The 18,656-nt window shown below is 39.5% G+C and carries 20 protein-coding genes and 1 tRNA gene; 12 read left to right on the top strand and 9 right to left on the bottom strand.

From position 1 onward, the window contains the following. Window position 1: 1 nt before the first annotated feature. Window positions 2–77: transfer RNA gene (locus tag KTI78_RS16460), tRNA-Gly, on the bottom strand. 230 nt (window positions 78–307) lie between these two features. Here KTI78_RS16460 and KTI78_RS16465 point away from each other — a divergent pair. From KTI78_RS16465 to KTI78_RS16485, 5 genes are all read left to right on the top strand, one after another. Further along, window positions 308–616, top strand: coding sequence for a BolA family protein (locus tag KTI78_RS16465; RefSeq protein WP_016142521.1), 309 nt, complete (start codon window positions 308–310; stop codon window positions 614–616). An 11-nt stretch (window positions 617–627) separates the two neighbouring features. Beyond that, entirely contained in the window at window positions 628–1,020 is a 393-nt protein-coding gene (locus tag KTI78_RS16470) for a SirB2 family protein (RefSeq protein ID WP_224993658.1), read from the top strand. Window positions 1,021–1,096: 76 nt separating this feature from the next. Further along, window positions 1,097–1,939 carry a ParA family protein gene (locus KTI78_RS16475; RefSeq protein ID WP_009387679.1) on the top strand — a complete coding sequence of 281 codons (843 nt, stop codon included), beginning with the start codon at window positions 1,097–1,099 and terminating at the stop codon, window positions 1,937–1,939. Between the two features lie 10 nt (window positions 1,940–1,949). Continuing rightward, entirely contained in the window at window positions 1,950–2,336 is a 387-nt protein-coding gene (locus tag KTI78_RS16480; protein WP_016142519.1) for a hypothetical protein, read from the top strand. A 214-nt stretch (window positions 2,337–2,550) separates the two neighbouring features. Further along, window positions 2,551–3,141: a LysE family translocator gene (locus tag KTI78_RS16485; RefSeq protein ID WP_262446770.1), complete on the top strand. Its 591-nt coding sequence runs from the start codon at window positions 2,551–2,553 to the stop codon at window positions 3,139–3,141. A 7-nt stretch (window positions 3,142–3,148) separates the two neighbouring features. Here the strand turns inward: KTI78_RS16485 and KTI78_RS16490 are convergent, their stop codons facing one another. After that, window positions 3,149–3,790, bottom strand: a complete 642-nt coding sequence (locus KTI78_RS16490; protein WP_016142517.1) for a DedA family protein — start codon at window positions 3,788–3,790, stop codon at window positions 3,149–3,151. 194 nt (window positions 3,791–3,984) lie between these two features. On the opposite strand from KTI78_RS16490, the gene KTI78_RS16495 reads away from it, so the two are divergent. After that, the gene (locus KTI78_RS16495) at window positions 3,985–4,422 is read left to right on the top strand and encodes a DoxX family protein (RefSeq protein WP_016142516.1); all 438 of its coding nucleotides are present in this window, start codon (window positions 3,985–3,987) and stop codon (window positions 4,420–4,422) included. Between the two features lie 65 nt (window positions 4,423–4,487). Here the strand turns inward: KTI78_RS16495 and KTI78_RS16500 are convergent, their stop codons facing one another. Beyond that, a complete protein-coding gene (locus KTI78_RS16500) occupies window positions 4,488–5,705 on the bottom strand; it encodes a DUF445 domain-containing protein (RefSeq protein WP_171067955.1) in 1,218 nt (405 codons plus the stop codon). 385 nt (window positions 5,706–6,090) lie between these two features. Between KTI78_RS16500 and guaA the strand changes: the two genes are divergently transcribed. From guaA to KTI78_RS16520, 4 genes are all read left to right on the top strand, one after another. Continuing rightward, the gene (gene guaA, locus KTI78_RS16505; protein ID WP_016142514.1) at window positions 6,091–7,659 is read left to right on the top strand and encodes a glutamine-hydrolyzing GMP synthase; all 1,569 of its coding nucleotides are present in this window, start codon (window positions 6,091–6,093) and stop codon (window positions 7,657–7,659) included. Window positions 7,660–7,875: 216 nt separating this feature from the next. Then, on the top strand, window positions 7,876–8,823 hold the full coding sequence (locus KTI78_RS16510; protein ID WP_224993664.1) for a pirin family protein: 948 nt from the start codon (window positions 7,876–7,878) through the stop codon (window positions 8,821–8,823). Continuing rightward, window positions 8,820–9,227: an OsmC family protein gene (locus KTI78_RS16515; protein ID WP_224993666.1), complete on the top strand. Its 408-nt coding sequence runs from the start codon at window positions 8,820–8,822 to the stop codon at window positions 9,225–9,227. The genes KTI78_RS16510 and KTI78_RS16515 overlap by 4 nt, the downstream gene beginning before the upstream one ends. A 112-nt stretch (window positions 9,228–9,339) precedes the next feature. Next, a complete protein-coding gene (locus KTI78_RS16520; RefSeq protein ID WP_262446772.1) occupies window positions 9,340–10,008 on the top strand; it encodes a glutathione S-transferase in 669 nt (222 codons plus the stop codon). Between the two features lie 40 nt (window positions 10,009–10,048). Here KTI78_RS16520 and KTI78_RS16525 read toward each other — a convergent pair whose 3' ends face one another. Together KTI78_RS16525 and argS are read right to left on the bottom strand one after the other, a co-directional pair. Beyond that, window positions 10,049–10,663, bottom strand: coding sequence for an SPOR domain-containing protein (locus tag KTI78_RS16525; protein WP_016142510.1), 615 nt, complete (start codon window positions 10,661–10,663; stop codon window positions 10,049–10,051). A gap of 155 nt (window positions 10,664–10,818) precedes the next feature. After that, on the bottom strand, window positions 10,819–12,609 hold the full coding sequence (gene argS / locus KTI78_RS16530) for an arginine--tRNA ligase (protein WP_262446773.1): 1,791 nt from the start codon (window positions 12,607–12,609) through the stop codon (window positions 10,819–10,821). A 494-nt stretch (window positions 12,610–13,103) separates the two neighbouring features. Here argS and KTI78_RS16535 point away from each other — a divergent pair, with 494 nt between their 5' ends. Next, window positions 13,104–14,801, top strand: coding sequence for an NAD-dependent malic enzyme (locus KTI78_RS16535; RefSeq protein WP_016142508.1), 1,698 nt, complete (start codon window positions 13,104–13,106; stop codon window positions 14,799–14,801). Between the two features lie 46 nt (window positions 14,802–14,847). Here the strand turns inward: KTI78_RS16535 and KTI78_RS16540 are convergent, their stop codons facing one another. Then, a complete protein-coding gene (locus KTI78_RS16540) occupies window positions 14,848–15,768 on the bottom strand; it encodes a Dyp-type peroxidase (RefSeq protein WP_016142507.1) in 921 nt (306 codons plus the stop codon). Window positions 15,769–15,926: 158 nt separating this feature from the next. Between KTI78_RS16540 and KTI78_RS16545 the strand changes: the two genes are divergently transcribed. Then, a complete protein-coding gene (locus KTI78_RS16545) occupies window positions 15,927–16,553 on the top strand; it encodes a LysE family transporter (protein ID WP_262446774.1) in 627 nt (208 codons plus the stop codon). Window position 16,554: 1 nt separating this feature from the next. Here the strand turns inward: KTI78_RS16545 and znuB are convergent, their stop codons facing one another. Genes znuB through KTI78_RS16560 form a run of 3 tightly spaced genes read right to left on the bottom strand, consistent with a single transcriptional unit; the run spans window position 16,555 to window position 18,625 of the window. Beyond that, the gene (gene znuB, locus KTI78_RS16550) at window positions 16,555–17,364 is read right to left on the bottom strand and encodes a zinc ABC transporter permease subunit ZnuB (RefSeq protein ID WP_005071996.1); all 810 of its coding nucleotides are present in this window, start codon (window positions 17,362–17,364) and stop codon (window positions 16,555–16,557) included. 2 nt (window positions 17,365–17,366) lie between these two features. Then, on the bottom strand, window positions 17,367–18,155 hold the full coding sequence (znuC, locus tag KTI78_RS16555; protein WP_151748585.1) for a zinc ABC transporter ATP-binding protein ZnuC: 789 nt from the start codon (window positions 18,153–18,155) through the stop codon (window positions 17,367–17,369). Then, a complete protein-coding gene (locus KTI78_RS16560; RefSeq protein WP_016142503.1) occupies window positions 18,128–18,625 on the bottom strand; it encodes a transcriptional repressor in 498 nt (165 codons plus the stop codon). The genes znuC and KTI78_RS16560 overlap by 28 nt, the downstream gene beginning before the upstream one ends. Window positions 18,626–18,656 lie beyond the last annotated feature (31 nt).

Genomic DNA, 18,656 nt, shown 5'->3' on the forward strand with positions numbered 1-18,656 from the left:
TTGGAGCGGGAAACGAGACTCGAACTCGCGACCCCAACCTTGGCAAGGTTATGCTCTACCAACTGAGCTATTCCCGCGTGCCGCTTATAATACATTAAGCGAAACATGGGTCAACAACTTTATGCAAATAATTATGCTGATTGCATAAAATAAAAACAGAAATGAGTATTTAGGGATATTTTTATTGTTAAGTTGCCGAATAAATAGACATTTTGTTTGGAGCCAAAGCATACAAGAGCAACTTTTGTTTATGTGTAGACAGGGTATACTAGGTTCAAATATACGAATAATCGTAAAAGGAAAAGCTATGAGCCTTGAACAACAGTTGATTGAACGGTTACAAAACCTTGCCCCTAGCCATTTAGAAGTCATCAATGAGTCCGCAGGGCATGGTGGTTATTTTCCCGGTAAAGAATCTCATTTTAAAGTGATTATAGTGAGCGATGAATTTAATGGGTTACGTTTGGTTCAACGTCATCAGAAGGTTTATGCCTTAGCTTCAGACTTAATGAATCCCGGCCAAATTCATGCTTTAGCAATTCATGCCTACTTGCCAAGTGAATGGCAAGGTCAAGCACCTGCTAGCCCAGAATGTGCACATGCACCTAAAAACTAAGGGTTAATTCCATGGATGTACATTTACTCACTAAAATTATTCATATGACTGCGGTAGCTGCCGCACTTATGGTGTTTGTTTTGCGCGCTTCTACACTGTTTATAGGTGTGCAAGGCGAACAGCCCAATCCAGCAGGGCGTAAAGTATTAGTTGCCTTACAACATTTGTCGTTTACCGTAGTTTTTATTACGGGTGCAATTTTATTGGTCATGAAGGACTTTCAAGTACAGCCATGGTTTTACGCTAAAATTATTTTATTTTTAGTGCTGTTATCTTCTCTCATGAAAGCCTTTAAAAAAGATGACACTCTTTTATTGGCACAGCGCCGTGCAGGTTTGATCATTAGTGCGATTGCATTTATTGCTATTATTATTTTAGTGATTGTGAAACCTGTTTTCGCTTAATTGTTCTACATTCTTTGCCTTTTTGATTAAGCTCTAGGTTAAACTGCATACAGTAAAAAAATATGCAGAGGGAAAAATGTTAACTCGTGTGGTGTTTAACCAAAAAGGCGGTGTAGGGAAATCAAGTATTACTGTAAATTTGGCTGCAATTAGCGCCAAACATGGTTTAAGGACATTGGTGATTGACCTTGATCCTCAAGCCAACTCTAGTCAGTATCTCTTAGGCGATGAAGCGACCTATTCTGCTGAAAAATCAATTTTAGAACCGAATATCGAAAACTTTTTTGAAGATGTGTTGGGGAACAATCAACAAAAAGGTCTAATCGGTAATGCGCTAGGTTCAATTTTAAAAGCCCCACGAAATAAAGATCTCGACAGTTTTGTACATTCAACTCCTTTTGCAAAATTAGATGTGCTTCCAGCTAGCCCTACACTTGGTGCGCTTGAGCATGCACTTGAAAGTAAACATAAAATTTATAAATTACGTGATTCGATCCAAAACTTAGTTGGACGATATGATCGTATCTATATAGACACGCCACCAGCATTTAACTTCTTTACTTTGTCTGCACTCATTGCGGCAGATAAGGTACTCATTCCTTTCGATTGTGATGTTTTTTCAAAGCGTGCGTTACAAACATTGATTGAAAATGTTCTCGAAACGCAAGATGATCATAATGATCGCTTGGAAATTGAGGGAATTGTGGTGAATCAATTCCAATCCCAAGCAAAATTACCTCGGGAAGTGGTTCAGCAGTTAAAAGATGAAGGGTTGCCTGTGCTTAATAGCATGTTACCGCCTTCGATTTTAATGAAAGAATCGCATCAGAAAAATTTACCTTTGGCCCATTTGGCACCAGAACATAAATTGACTCAGGCTTATGAGACATTATTTGGTGAGATTGAGCCAAAACGATAAGAGAAAAATGATGAAAGGCTTATATATTGCGCCTTTGGTGGCAGCCACTTTACTCCTTGGCGCATGTGCTACAACGGTAAAACCGACTTATGTGTCTCCGACACAATATCAATCTTTGAGCTGCCCACAGTTACAAAGTGAATATAACCGTATTCAGCAATATATCGACAATGGGGTGCAAACTCCAAAAAGTACTGGTATGGGTGTTGGTCTTGGACTCGGGGGTGGCTGGGGACGAGGCGGTTGGGGATTCGGGCCTTCTATTTCTGTAAATATGGGGCAATCTTCTTCAACAAAAAACACCGAACTTTCACGTGTTTTAGGCCAACAAGAAGCGATTGTTCAGGCTGCTCAGTTCAAGAATTGTCCAATTATTGTTCGGAAAAAGACGAATTAATAGCCAATTTGACATCACAATATGCTAATAAAAGCATATTGTGATGAATAAAGTTTAGCAAAATGTTTCATAATAAAATCAATATAAATAAATCAGTTATACATTTTTAAGCTTCTAAAAACCTACGTTTTCTGTAATCAAAAAGCTTCATAAACTTGCTATATTTTGCCTGTTTCGTTTAAGGTGGCCCCATCTTGGATATTATGGAAACTTTATGATTGAGAGTTGGTTTTTTGTATTGGCAATGTTGGCTGTTTTGCTCATTCCGGGGCCGACAAATGCTTTACTTGCAACCGCTGCTCATTTTCAAGGTTTAACTAAAGCATTTTGGCTTATTCCAATGGAATGGTTAGGCTATGCCTATGGTATTAGCTTTTGGGCTGTATTCATTCATTTGGCAGCTCCAGTTTGGCCTGCGCTACTGCTCATTTTGCATATTACAAGTGTGATCTATGTGTTCTGGATGGCATTTCGTTTATGGAAAACCAACCATTTACAACAATTTAGTCAAACTCACCGTAATATTCGCCCACGTCAATTATTCTTCTCAACTTTGAGAAATCCGAAATCTTTACTATTTGCTGCAGGTATTTTCCCAGCTGAAACATGGAATTCGCCTGAAAATTTTCTTATGGTTTTTGCCGCTTTTACTTTAACTCTTATTCCTGCGGCGAGTTTCTGGATGATTTTTGGACGTGCTCTATTGACAGGTTCAATGCAAAAAATAAAAACCGATCATTTATATAAAGGATCGGCTATGTTACTCATTTTATGTATGCTTCCGGTGGTATTCCGTTTCTTCTAAATCAATCTTAAACGTTGGCTTTCCGGTTTTTTAGTTTTTCACGAATAAAGCCGATGATACCCGGTAAAACACTAATAATAATGATGCCAAAAATAAGATGGGTGAAGTTATCTTTAACGATTGGCATATTTCCAAATAAATAGCCTAACGTCACAAAAGAAGCGACCCAACAAAATGCTCCGATCACATTATAAGTTAAGAAAAACTTATAGTTCATGCTGCCGGCACCAGCAACAAAAGGTGCAAAGGTACGGGCAAATGGAACGAAACGAGCAAAAATGATTGTCTTGCCACCATGGCGAGCAAAGAATTCTTGAGTTTTAATTAAATGTTGCTTATTAATGAATCTGGAATTCATTTCAAACACACGCGGACCGATAAAACGCCCAATATGGTAGTTCACCGTATCGCCTAAAACCGCAGCAATGAAGAGTAGAGTCCCTAACAACCATGGATCCATCGCACCAGTAGAGGCTGCTAAAGCACCGGCTGCGAATAACAAACTATCGCCCGGTAAAAACGGCATGACCACTAAACCGGTTTCGACAAAGATAATTAAAAATAAAATGCCATAAATCCACGTCCCGTAATTTGTAATAAACTCGGCGAGATGCTGATCAACGTGTAGAATAAAATCAAGAAGTTCCATGAGATGTTTAAGTGGTAAACCGTGCTCAAATCCTAGCAGTGAGCCTATAGAAAGTCAGTATAAAACATCAAAAATATACAAATTGATCATCCTGTTTGTGCAACGATATATATGGATTTTGAGTATTTAATTATCAATGTCCTATACCTAGAATGAGCTCATCAATAAATAAGCATTTAAATAAAGGTGGCAAAATGTTTAATCCAAATGTGGTGGTCAAAAATATCGTAACGCAATCAGGCGCAGATAGTTTTATTAGCCTTGTTGCTCGTCTTCTTATCGCTTATATCTTCATTGTTGCTGGTTGGGGGAAAATTACGGGTTATGCAGCAACTGCAGGATATATGGAAGCCATGGGTGTTCCGGGTGGAATTCTCCCATTAGTTATCTTGGTTGAGTTTGGTGGTGGTTTAGCTTTATTGTTTGGTTTCCAAGCACGCTTTGCAGCTTTTGGACTTGGTATCTTCAGTATTTTAACAGCATTCTTGTTTCACCAAGGTGGGGCTGATGCAGCGGCGCAATATAACAATGGCATTCATTTTATGAAAAACTTAGCTATGGCAGGCGGTTTATTCTTTTTGATGCTTCATGGTGCTGGTCGTATTAGTTTAGATCATGCAATTGAAAAATAAGATGTAAGACAAAATAAAACCGGATGAGCAATTCATCCGGTTTTTTTATTTCTTTATTTTTAAAATTAGAGCATAAATTGGATTTGCAATTCCCCAACCACGAAACCAAGCACTGCACCAACTGCAATCAAGGCCCACTCATCTTCTTTAAATGCAGGACGTAACATCCCTTCAAACTCTGAAGGTGTTAATTTCTGCATACGTTCAATAAGTGTGCTACGAATATTCATAGCATCTTCTGCATAAGACTCTACATATTTCATCGTCTCTGGAAGCTGTTGCATAATACGTTCAGCAACTTGTGATTTCATATTCTGATATTTTTCTCCGCCAATTGCATATACAACTAAGGGACGAATCACCCCAGCTTGCATATCAATTTCTTGTTTGACATGGCGGTTAACCAGATCAATAACACGTGCAGAATGTGTACCGGAAAATAGCTCTTCCATCATATGACGTGAAGTTAAAAGCTGTTTGGAAATTAAAGCTGCATAGTCAGCTGCAACTTCATTTTGACGTTTAATAAACAGCCCTTGCCATGTGTAACCCAAGATCTTTTTAGGATAGAGCGGTCTAAACATCATTTGCAGTGCGATCCAGTCACTGAAAAAACCAACAAAACCACCAAACATTGGCAGCATCCAAGGATACTTTCCTTGAGTGACAATCCAGCACAGCATCTGAATCACACCAATACCGAAACCAAATACAAAACCAACATTACTGAAAAATTTAAATTCTTGTTTGCCTACACGTTTAAAAATATTGTTGAGTAGGCGTTTATCTTTAAGCAAGTTGCTGATAACTAGGTTTTTAATATCAAAATATCGGTTCACATCACGCTGTACTTCACTCATGATGTGTTCAACGATCTCCGGTGCTTTGGATTGCACTCGACGGATAAGTCTTTGGCGAGCAAATTCTGGCATGCCTTCCCATAAACCGGGCTGATATTCTTGAGCGACGTCGCGGGTAATATCTTCAGCTGCTGCAAGTAGTGGTTTTTCTATTTCTTTGGCAATACGTTTAGGATCTAGGCGTGCAAAAATTTCTTCAGGTTTAATGAGCTTGGCTGTCATGAGTTCAACAGCAATGGTTGCCATCTTCTCTGCTTTGCGCGGCACAATACCTTGCCAACCTAAAAATGGTTTAATGCCTTTAAACTCAAGTGGCGAAAACATCATCTGAATGGCGATCACCTTGGTGATATAGCCAATTAAACCACTCATAAAAGGAATAGAGATATACAACCAAAAATGTTGCTGGAAATCTGCAATCATAGTTTGAAGCATTGTTGTTCCTTAGATTTCTATTGATTTTGATAGGGGGCAACAAGCCATAAAAATGGATAATTGTTTAAGCACAGACAAATATCGCTTATGGTATTTACCTTTCCATGGTAATGCCTGTTTTATCGGGTAATCTTATCATCAAATTCATGGTGATGTTGCATAGAATGTGATGAATTTATCAATACACGGGGAGTTTTTAAGTCTACTCCAGATATTTGATAAATATAAGTAAATTTTAATTTATATCAAACAATCTAATTGTAGAAATGATTCTGATATGAAAAAAATAAGATATATGATGATTTGCGGTGCGCCGAAGCGTGAAAAATGTTAAAATGGCGCGCTTAATTCTTTTGCCATTTAGTGGTTTGTCATGACTACCAATACTCAAATTACTGAAGATCGTATCCTGATTCTGGATTTCGGCTCTCAATATAGTCAGCTCATTGCACGTCGTGTGCGTGAAGCTGGTGTTTACTCTGAAATGTATGCTTTTGATATGTCTGAAGAAGACATTCGCGCTTTTAAGCCAAATGGCATTATTTTGTCAGGTGGACCTGAGAGTGTGCATGAAGAAGGCAGCCCTCGTGCACCACAAGTGGTGTTTGAGTTAGGCGTTCCAGTATTGGGTATTTGCTATGGCTTGCAAACCATGTCTGAACAGTTAGGCGGTAAAGTTGAGCCGGGTACTGTGCATGAGTTTGGTTATGCCGAAGTTGATATCGTTAAACGTGACCAACTGATTGGTAACTTACAAGACCGTGAAAACCAACTTCATGTTTGGATGAGTCATGGTGATAAAGTTAGCCAGATTCCAGAAGGCTTTAGCATTACTGCAAGCACACCAAGTTGTCCAGTTGCTGCTGTAAGTGATGAAGCACGTCGTTTCTATGGCGTGCAATTCCACCCAGAAGTAACGCACACGGCAAAAGGTGAAGAGTTACTTGCAAACTTCGTTCATAAAATTTGTGGATGTGGTGGTCTTTGGACACCTGAACACATCATTGATTTACGCGTAGAGCAATTACGTGAACAAATCGGCGATGAAAAAGTTCTTTTAGGTCTTTCTGGCGGTGTTGACTCATCTGTTGTTGCTGCGCTTTTACATAAAGCAATTGGCGACCAGTTAACATGTGTATTCGTTGACAACGGTTTACTTCGTTTAAACGAAGGTGACCAAGTGATGCAAATGTTTGCTGAAAACATGGGTATCCGTGTTATTCGTGCAGATGCTGAACAACGTTTCTTAACTGCATTGGCTGGCGAAGTTGATCCAGAGAAAAAACGTAAAATTATTGGTCGTGAGTTCATTGAAGTTTTTGCTGAAGAAGCACGTAAACTTGATGGCGTGAAATTCTTGGCGCAAGGTACGATTTACCCAGACGTAATCGAATCTGCTGCAAGCAAACAAGGTAAAGCACACGTTATTAAATCTCACCACAACGTGGGCGGTTTACCAGACGATTTAGAATTTGAATTGGTAGAGCCATTACGTGACTTGTTCAAAGATGAAGTACGTAAATTAGGTACTACACTTGGCTTGCCACACAGCATGATTTACCGTCATCCATTCCCGGGCCCTGGTTTAGGCGTTCGTATTCTGGGTGAAGTGAAAAAAGAATATGCAGATATTCTTCGTCTTGCTGATGACATCTTCATGCAAGAGCTTCGCGACAGTGGTTGGTATGATAAAACTGCTCAAGCATTTGCCGTATTCCAACCGGTTAAGTCAGTTGGTGTGGTAGGTGATGGCCGTCGTTACGCATGGGTGATTGCACTTCGTGCAGTTGAAACAGTTGACTTTATGACAGCTCGTTTTGCACATTTACCATACGAATTGGTTGATAAAATCTCAACGCGTATTATGAATGAAATTAAAGATGTATCACGTGTTGTATACGACGTGTCATCTAAACCACCAGCAACAATTGAGTGGGAATAATTTTCCTCTGTTTGTTGGTAAAGAAAAGGACGCATTAGCGTCCTTTTTTATTACTTAACTTTTAAAGATGAAAATTAATTTTCTGTAATTAAAAACTTTGATTGTTTCATTCATAACACCCTGTGTATTACTAAAAGACTATATTGAATAATGAGTGTATTGTTAAGATCATTAGAACAACTCATTGCAAAAGCATAGGTAAAAGAGAGTAATATCATGAGCAATAATAATGATTACGATATTTCTGATTCAAAGGATTGCGAGAAATTTGCCAATCAATTTATTCAAGAATTTCCAATTCGCTCTGCTGAAATTGGACAGGGGACAGTCATTAAGCGAGCTTTACCTAGCCGTCAAAAACGAATGATTGGTGCGTGGTGTTTCTTAGATCATGCGGGTCCAGTAACTTTTCCAGCAGGTGATGGTTTAGATGTTGGCCCGCATCCTCATATTGGTTTGCAAACCTTCACGTGGATGATTGAAGGCACCATGATGCATACCGATAGCTTAGGTTCAAAACAACTCATTCGTCCTAAGCAAGTTAACTTAATGACAGCGGGACACGGAATTTCACATACAGAAGTTGCGCCTGATACAGAAACTCAAATGCACGCTGCGCAGCTCTGGATTGCCTTACCGGATGATAAGCGCAATATAAATCCGAAATTTGAACATTACCCTGAACTCCCTGTAGTTGAAAAAGATGGTCTAGAATTTACTGTGCTTGTAGGTGAGTATTTAGCAACGACTTCTCCAGTTGTGGTACATACGCCGTTAGTTGGTGTCGATTTAATTGCTACCCAAAATACAAAAACTCGTATTCCACTAAACCCTAATTATGAATACGGTTTTATGGCGCTTGACGGTGTTGCCCATGTGAATGGCCACGAGTTAACTGCTGACAACATGGTGGTCTTAGATACTGGTCTTAGTGAAATCGAGATCGAAGTAAAAAAAGGCAATCGTATTCTTTTGATTGGCGGTGAACCGTTTGAAACTCCAATTTTGCTATGGTGGAACTTTGTTGCACGTACAATGGATGATTTAAAAGAAGCCCGTGAGCAATGGATTAACCATGATGCGCGTTTTGGTGAAATTCCAGATTATGTAGGTGCGCGTTTAGAAGCACCTGTTCTTCCAGATCAAATGAGAGCATCAAAATGACAGCAGTAATCGCAAGCAGTAAAGCAAAGCCCCTTGCTGGACAATGGAAGGGTGAAATCACGAGTGGTCGCCATCAATATTTTTGTGATGAGCCAGAGAAGTTGGAAGGACAAGATCAAGGTCCAGCGCCGTATGATTTACTCACTGGAAGTTTGGCTGCTTGTACGCTCATTACTTTAAGAATGTATGCAAAGCATAAGGGTTATGATTTTGGTGAATTTTGGGTTGAAATCGATTTTCATACCAATAGAGAGCATGAAGAACATATTGAACGTCGTATTGTTTTTAAAGACTTACCCGATGAAGAACTTCAACAAAAAATCTTGTTGGTGTGTGGTAAAACCCCAGTCACTAAAACTTTGTTACGTAGTTTAGACATTCATACTGTGCTTGTTACAGCGTAAAAATGCTATTTTGTTGAGGTGGATGATTTTATATCCATCCCACAAATGGAATAAAACAGCATGTTCACATGCTGTTTTTTATGTAAAAAGAAAAATAAAAGCAGGCATTAACATGATTAGTGTGCACCACCTGGAATGTTCGCGATCGTTTCGAATTTTATGGGCTTTAGAAGAGTTAGGTTTAAATTATGATATTCATTATTATCAACGCTTACCTAACTACTCTGCTCCAGAAACATTGAAATGTATTCACCCATTAGGCAAAGCTCCAATTTTGACTGATGATGAGCAAGTCATCGCAGAATCTGCTGTAATATTGGAATATCTGCAGCAGCATTATGATCAGAAACAACAATTTAAACCTAAAAAACCTCAAGATTTACAGCAGTATATTTACTGGATGCATTATGCAGAAGGTTCACTAATGCCGTTATTGGTGATGACTTTGGTCATGAATAGTGTAAACAAGCATGTGCCATGGTTAATTCAACCGGTAGCTAAAAAAATCACAGAAGGTGTAAAGGCAAATTTTGTTCGCCCTCGTATGAAAGATCATATTAGTTTTTTAGAAAACTATTTGGCTGAGCACGAATATTTCGCAGGTGATTTTTCATTTGCTGATATTCAAATGAGCTTTCCTTTGGAGGCTTTACAATCTCGCTTGCAGGGTAAATATCCTCATATTCAAGCTTTTTTATATCGTATTCAGCAAAGACCCGCGTTTCAAAAAGCGAAACAAAAGGGGATTGGTTCTAGTGAAAGGAATTGCGTTGATATTTAAAAGAAAAGGAACAAATATTTGTTCCTTTTTTATTTTCATTTTACTTACGTTTGATCACGATGGAGTCAATACCACTGTGTTGTAAGGTCTGCTGAGCAGCCAATGCAGCTTCTTGAGTATCATAAGGTCCAGAAATAACACGATACCATGTTTGGCCATTCTCAGTACTTTTAACTACGTCAGCAGATAAGCCATTTAAAATGATTTCTGCACGGCGGGCATCGGCCTGATCAGGGTCGTTATAACTACGAACTTGTAAAATATAAGTAGGTTGCTGAGGAATATTAGCTGATTGTTCACTATCAATTCCTGCACTTTCAGAGGCAGCTGGTTGAGTTGTGCTTGGTGCCTCAACAATCATAGCAGTGCCTTGATTTTTACTTTCAGGGATTGCTTGTTCAGGAATAGGAGTGACCTGTTGCTGAGGTAATAGATCGTAGAAACGATAGTCTTTATTGGTATCTTCTTCTTGATAATGTTCAGAGGTAATCTGATTTTTCGCAGGAACAGGTTGCCAAGGTTTCCAAAGCATAAGCATTACAGCGATACATAAGACCGCCAAAATAGCGACAAGTGTCCCTAACCATTTGGGAATTAGGGGCTTTTTAGGCTTATTAGGTCTTTCAGATACACCGCGTTGCGTTTTGCCAAACACGTGGATTATTCCTCTGTATTTTGATTGTTTTTTAATTCGAGTTTGATTCTCGTCTTACGATGCTAAAAACAGGGGTTTGTACTGATAGTTTAACTGTACAAACCACCGCTTACTATATTGCATGACCTTTGTTTCGATGTCATGCAATATATTTATTACATAGATTCTGGTGCAGATACACCAAGTAATTTTAAACCATTACGCAACACTTGTTGTACATTGATTGAAAGTAATAAACGGGCTTGTGTAAGCTCTGCATCATCGCTTAATACTTTATGTTCATTGTACCAACCGTGGAACAGGGCAGCTAACTCTTTTAAGTAGTTACCAACCTGATGAGGTTCATATGCATTTGCAGCACGTACCACCACATCTGGGTAAGCTGCCAGTTTAGCAAGAATCTCGGTTTCTGCATCAAGAGATAAGCGTGCTGCATGTGGGCGAGCAGTATTTACATCAAATTGTAAGCCTGTGCTTGCTGCTTTTTCTAACATACGGCAAATACGTGCATGTGCATATTGAATATAGTACACAGCATTGTCTTTACTTTGTGAAACAGCAAGGTCGAGGTCAAAGTCAATGTGTTGTTCACTTTTACGCATCACATAGTAGAAACGAGCTGCGTCATTGCCAACTTCTTTACGTAAGTCGCGTAAAGTCACAAACTGACCTGAACGAGATGACATTTGAACCATCTCACCGCCACGCCATAAACTTACGAACTGAACTAAAAGTACAGTTAGTTTTTTAGAGTCATAACCCATTGCATCAATTGCCGCTTTTACGCGAGAAATATAGCCATGGTGGTCAGAACCCCAAATATCGATAAGGTCAGTATAACCACGTTGTAATTTATTTAAGTGGTATGCAATGTCAGATGCAAAGTAAGTGGTTTGGCCATTACGACGCTTAACAACACGGTCTTTTTCATCGCCAAATTCAGTCGATTTAAACCAGATGTTGCCATCTTTTTCATAAAGGAAGCCACGTTGATCTAGGGTTTCTAAAGCTTCATCAATTTTCGCGCTAAGAGATGCTTCACTAAACCATTGATTGAATGTTACACCAAAGTCCGCAAGGTCATCTTTAATATCATCTAAAATGGCATGAAGCGCTGCTTGGTGGAATACGCGGTAGCCTTCACCTAACAATTGTTGTGAGTTGGCAATAAGGCCATCAATATGCTTTTCTTTATCACCAGATAACACAACTTTGTTGCCTTCGCTATCTAGCTCTTCAGCATATTGCACATCTTCTGGTACATCTTTATAAACATTCGCAACTTCACGAACGTAAGCATCGCCATCTTTATCAATAATGCTTTGTGCGATTTCTTTAACGTAATCGCCTTGATATGCATTTTTAGGGAATACAAGGTTTTGCCCAAGTAATTCCAAATAACGTAAATAAGTAGAAGTCGCCAAAATGTCCATTTGACGGCCAGCATCATTCACGTAGTACTCACGGTCAACTTTAGCACCCGTTGCTTCAAGTAAATTAGCAACAGTCATACCATATGCCGCACCACGTCCATGACCTACATGTAGACTAGACGTTGGGTTTGCAGAAACAAATTCAACTTGGATCTTTTTCGCTGCATTTGCTTGGCTACGACCAAAAATTTCTTTTTGTGCCTGAATTTGGTCAAGAATAGCAAAGCGCTGGTCTGCATTTAAAAAGAAGTTAATAAATCCGGGACCTGCGATTTCAGCTTTACTGATGTCGGCCACTTCTGGTAGCGCAGCTAGAACTTTCTCAGCTAAATCGCGTGGTTTCATACCAGCAGCTTTCGAACCGATCATGGCAATATTAGAAGCAAAGTCGCCATGGCTTCGGTCTTTGGTGCGTGTTAAGTTGCTTGTGTTTTTCCAGTCGGAAGGAAGCACCCCTTCTTGTTGAAGAGTTTGCACTGCATGGTCGAGAGCTGCTTGTATTGCCGTATTCATATCAATCGAAAATAGATGTCGCAGAAAAACGTTAAATATAGCAAATTTCCGATGACTTAGGGGAGGGGATTTAATATTCCACTAATTCTTTCTGCAAATTACTGATGATTATTTTTTAAATGAATGTTGGCTGGTGAATAACCTTATTATTCTGAAAATTAAGAATTACAAACCTTTTGGGTAGTTTTGATTTATAAAATCCGTGTTAAATTTAAGATTATTTCCTGTGGAAATACCTCTCACTAATAAATCATATAATTATGGCTTTCAAAATGGAGGAAATAAAAGAAATTTTTAAAAAAATGAAAATAATAAACTATTGATTTTTATTGTTTATTTTTGAACATGTTTTAACTAAATAGTGTTTAATTTTGACATCACGGTTTAAAATATCTATTTTGAACGAATTAGGCTTAAGCTTATACGCACAAAGAGTTTTAGAGACCATACAAAACGTGTTTTTCTCTACTCTAAGCTGGAAAATGAGATAGGCAATGATATCAGGACACCCAAGTAAACATCCCCTTTATATTCCATATGCAGGTTTTACACTTTTAGAGTTACCCCTTTTAAATAAAGGTTCGGCTTTCACTGAAGAAGAAAGAAGTAACTTTAACTTACACGGTTTACTCCCCCATATTATTGAGACTATTGAAGAGCAGAGCCAGCGCTCTTATCAGCAGTATTGCGCTTTTACTGACGATATTAACCGTCATATTTATCTGCGTAATATCCAAGATACCAATGAAACCTTGTTCTATCATTTAATCGAAAATCATCTTGAAGAAATGATGCCGATTATTTATACCCCAACCGTGGGTGAGGCATGTCAACGCTTCTCTGATATCTATCGTCGTCATCGTGGTGTTTTTATTTCATATCCAGATCGTGATGTGATTGATGATATTTTGCAAAACGTAAATAAAAATAATGTAAAAGTGATCGTGATTACTGATGGTGAACGTATCTTAGGTCTTGGTGACCAAGGCATTGGTGGTATGGGTATTCCTATTGGGAAACTTTCACTCTACACCGCTTGTGGTGGAATTAGCCCAGCGTATACATTGCCAATCACAATTGATGTAGGGACGAATAATCCACAATTGTTAAATGACCCAATCTATATGGGTTGGCGTCAGCCACGTATTAGTGGTGATGAATATTACGCATTTGTCGATATGGTGATTGAAGCTGTAAAGCGTCGTTGGCCAAAAGCATTAATTCAGTTTGAAGATTTCGCACAAAAAAATGCGATGCCACTTTTAGAAAAATATCGCGATAAAATTTGTTGTTTTAATGACGATATTCAAGGAACAGCGGCGGTATCTGTAGGTAGTTTGATTGCTGCGAGCCGTGCAGCGGGCAAACAATTAAAAGATCAAACAATTGCTTTCTTAGGTGCAGGCTCAGCAGGTTGTGGCATTGCAGAGCAAATTGTTGCGCAAATGGTTGCTGAAGGTTTGACGGACGCTGAAGCACGTGCACGCGTTTACATGGTGGATCGCTTTGGTTTGATTACCGAAAATCAGCCAAACCTATTAGATTTCCAACGTAAGTTAGCGCAAAAAGCTGAGGTGGTTGATCAGTGGGGCAATATCGAAGAAGTGATTTCACTACTTGATGTTGTTAAAAACGCTAAGCCTACAGTGTTAATTGGGGTTTCTGGTCAACCGGGTCTGTTTACAGAAGAGATTATCAAGACCATGGCGGCGAATTGTGAGCGCCCAATTGTCATGCCATTGTCTAATCCAACTTCTCGTGTTGAAGCAGTACCGGCTGATATTGTGGAGTGGACTGAAGGTAGAGCATTAATTGCAACAGGTAGCCCGTTTGCTCCTGTTAATCATCACGGCAAACTTTATAATATTTCTCAGTGTAATAACTCGTACATTTTCCCAGGCATTGGTTTGGGTGTGGTGGCATCAGGTGCTAAACGTGTTACTGAAAATATGTTAATGGCTTCAAGTAGTGCTTTAGCGAATTGCTCACCATTACTGAAAGATCCACAAGCTGATCTATTACCACCTTTAGGTGAAATTCAGCAAGTTTCTAAAGTGATTGCATTTGAAGTTGCGAAAGCTGCTATGGCAGATGGAGTGGCCGTAACCATTAGCGATGATTTGCTTAAGCAGAAGATTGATCAATCATTCTGGAAACCTGAATATCGCAAATATAAGCGTATTCCTTTCTAAGAATGAGAATGTAAAAAGAGGAGCTTAAGCTCCTCTTTTTTTTATTTTATCCTTCTAAAATTTCTTCGAGTAATTCTTCGCTAGGTGCAAAATAGTAAGCACCATCAAGCGGGGTCACGAAATGCAATAAGCGATCGTGAATACCATCTCCACTTGTACCGAACATACGTTTTAACATGGCATCAATAATGTTCAGGTCCTTGGTGTAGGCAATAAAAAATAAACCTTGATCGCCTCTGCCGTCGCCATAAGGGAGACTATGACGCAAGATTTCCATTTCTTCGCCTTCATCGTCTTCAACAACAGTACGGGCGACATGGGCGTTTTCCGGTTTAACGTCATCATCTAATTCAATAGATTCAAGCTTGGTACGGCCCATGACATTTTCTTGAGCATCGACTTTAAGTTTTTTCCATTTTTCTAAGTCGTGTGCATAGCGCTGTGCGAAAATGAAACTACCATCAGCAAATACACCAGCCTCTTCGGGTAGAAGAGCTGTTTCTGCGCGGTCATCTGGAAATTGAGGATTTTCTGTACCGTCTATAAAGCCTGTAATATCTCGGCCATCGAAATAACGGAAGCAAACACGCTCATCAAGAACTTCCACTTTATCCTTAATACCTTCAAAAAATGCTTGGCTTAATGCAAAACAAATATCAGAACGCATGCTGGCAATATGAATAAGCACATCAGCTGGTACAACTGGCATGTTAAATGCGCCATTTTCTGGTTCAAGTTGTTTAAAGCCAGCAGGAGATTGACTGTAAAGTTGCTTCCAAAGTTCTGGACCAAAAGCGACTGCTGTTTTAATTTGCGCGTCTGAATGCTGAGTAATGAGACGGTCGCGTGTTTCAAACAACGCTTCAATTTGTTCTTTTAATTCATCAATTGATAAGTCTTTTAAACGAAGAACAATAAAACGGGCATGATCTGATGGCAACGGCAAAATGACAGATTGAGCAGTCATTGGAAGGTATCTCCTCAATTATAATTTAGTATGAGCTGTAATTATTGTGCCTGATGCGAAGAGCGGTTAGTAGTCTATTTCTTGATTTTATTGTTTGAATTCTCATCAATATCGTTTTATAAAACAGTATAATTCCACTTTTATTGTCTATTTTTACTATGTCTTTGCAAGTTTGGTTTGCCTATATGTTGGCCTGTTGGGTCATTAGTATCTCTCCGGGTGCTGGAGCTATTGCTTCAATGTCGAGTGGTCTAAATTATGGCTTTAGACATGGTTACTGGAATGTGATTGGGATGCAAATTGCTTTGCTGCTTCAAATTATGGTGGTGGCAGCAGGTGTTGGGGTCTTATTTGCAACGACTCCTTTAGCTTTTCAGTTTATTAAATGGTTCGGTGTGGCGTATTTGTTATATCTTGCTTATTCGCAGTGGACAGCACCTGTGAAAGATATAGAAATTCAACAAGAAAAAAGAGATAAGTCTGCTTCGGCTTTGCTATTAAATGGTTTTGTGATCAATATTAGTAATCCTAAAGCGATCGTGTTTCTATTGGCTGTGTTGCCGCAGTTTTTGGATTTGAGTAAGCCTCAATGGATACAGTATCTAATTATGGCAGCCACTATGATTACGATTGATTTGATAGTAATGGCAGGATACACGGGATTGGCGTCAAAGGTTTTAAGATTACTTCGATCCCCTAAGCAGCAAAAATATTTAAATCGGGGCTTTGCTGTGATGTTTAGTTGTGCGGCTTTATTATTAAGCACAGTTCATCAGGCGTCCTAACTTAGGCTGCCTGTGTCTGATTTTTTAGTTTTTGAGTTATAAAAATAACAGCAAAACTCAAAGCCATACATAAAACAATACTAAGGCCTGTAGAGATATTGAGTGCTGCACTTGACCATAAACCGACACTAACGCCGAGCTGTGCTAACACAAATGCCCAAATCACCATTTGCTTTGGCGAATTTGCCAATAGGCGAGCGCTTAAAGCGGGGATCACGAGTAATGCACCCATTAGCAAAGAACCTACAGCACGCAAAGCTAAAACTGTAAATAAAGCCAATAACAGCATAAAAATAAGGCGTTGCCAGTTTGCATTCACCCCTTCACTAATTGCGATATCTGGATCAATTGCAAACTGTATTTGCGGCTGCCAAAAACGGTAAAGAATCACGAGTGATATCGCAATAATTAAAGTGAAAACGGGTAAGTCGGGCCAATCAATGCTGAGCAAGTCGCCAAATAAATAACTTAAAAGCTCTGGTCTTAAACTTGGAACATGTTGAATAAATAGTAAGCCACTACACAGTAAGGTCGCTGAACATAAGGCTAGTAGAGCATCATTGGGTAAGCGATTGTCATGTAAAGCCCATAAAACGCCTACCAGTAAAACCGCCGTACCTGCAACGCCAAGCCATAATGGAAGACTTAAGGCTCCAGCAATAGCCACCCCAAGTAGTGTACCGTGTGCCATCGTATCAGCAAAAAAAGACATACGTCTCCAAAGCATTAAACAACCCAGAGGCGCGGTCAAAAATACCAGCAGGGTTCCCATAATCCATGCGGGCAACAATAATTGTAACCATTCCATCATGGCTAAGCTTCCGGTTCTGGGTGAATGTGAGGACGGTCATTATGAGGGCAGGGGTGTGCAGCATCACCGTGAGCACAATGGTCATGATGATGTTGATAGAAGACCCTTTGAGTTCCAAAGATTGCCTGATATTCAGGGTGTTGTTGGATATTCTCGGGTAGCCCGCTACAGCAAATATGTTTATTTAAACACACTACACGGTGTGTTCCTTGCATAACCCATTGTAAGTCATGAGAAACAATTAAGATCGCACACCCATATCGTTCTGGCAGACTGCGGACATAATCATAAAGTTCCGCTTCTGACTGAATGTCTAGACCTTGCATGGGTTCATCAAGAACTAAAATATCTGGTTGGCGAAGTAGAGCGCGAGCCAATAGTACTCGTTGGCGCTCTCCACCAGAAAGTTGTTGTACTTTTGATTGTTGTAACTTTGAAATACCCGTGTCTTGAATAATTTCCTGACGCAGGGCAGGGCTGCATTTTTCTAGGTCTAGTAGGTCTTGAACACGCAAAGGTAAGCTGTGTGACGGGTTAAACTTTTGTGGCACATAAGCCATTTTAAGTTTTTTATGATTAATAACACGCCCGCTACTCGGCTGGAGAATACCGAGTAGAACTTTAATTAGTGTTGATTTACCTGCACCATTAGGACCAATTAAGGACACGATTTCATTCTGATGCAGGGAAAAATCAACTTTTTTTAATATATCCCGATCATCACGATGAACAGAAACCTGCTCAAGCTGAATTAATACAGGATTTAAGGAGTTGTGCGGCACTGTTGGCATTTCCCCGAAATTTCAATAATGCTGTGTTGAGCCATAAAGTCATCTGAAGCTGCAAGCTGGTCAAGCTGGTGTGTAAGACCTTGGGAAGAGGCCTCTTTAACCATATGACATTCGGTACAAATTAAGAATGCTGCTTGGTGGCCTTCACGCGGGTGGCAGCAAGGAATATAAGCATTAATAGAAGTTAGGCGGTGAATGAGCCCTTTTTCTAATAAGAAATCTAAAGTTCTATATACAGTTGGAGGCGCAGCAGGGCGATCAGTTTGACTTTTTATACGTGCCAATAAGTCATAGGCGCCCATTGGGCCTGACGCATTTAAAATGAGTTCCAGAACTTCTTTGCGCAAAGGTGTAAGACGTGCACCAGTCGCAGAACATAAACTTTCTGCTTCAGCTAAACGGCTTGCGACATTGTGGTGATCATGTACACCATGCAAAGAATCATGATGTTCATGCGAGCAGGAACTCATAAGGATAACCTCGAATTTTTAACGGAATATT

It is taken from the genome of Acinetobacter sp. WU_MDCI_Abxe161, assembly GCF_025514355.1.
In the GTDB taxonomy this organism is placed as follows: domain Bacteria; phylum Pseudomonadota; class Gammaproteobacteria; order Pseudomonadales; family Moraxellaceae; genus Acinetobacter; species Acinetobacter pittii_E.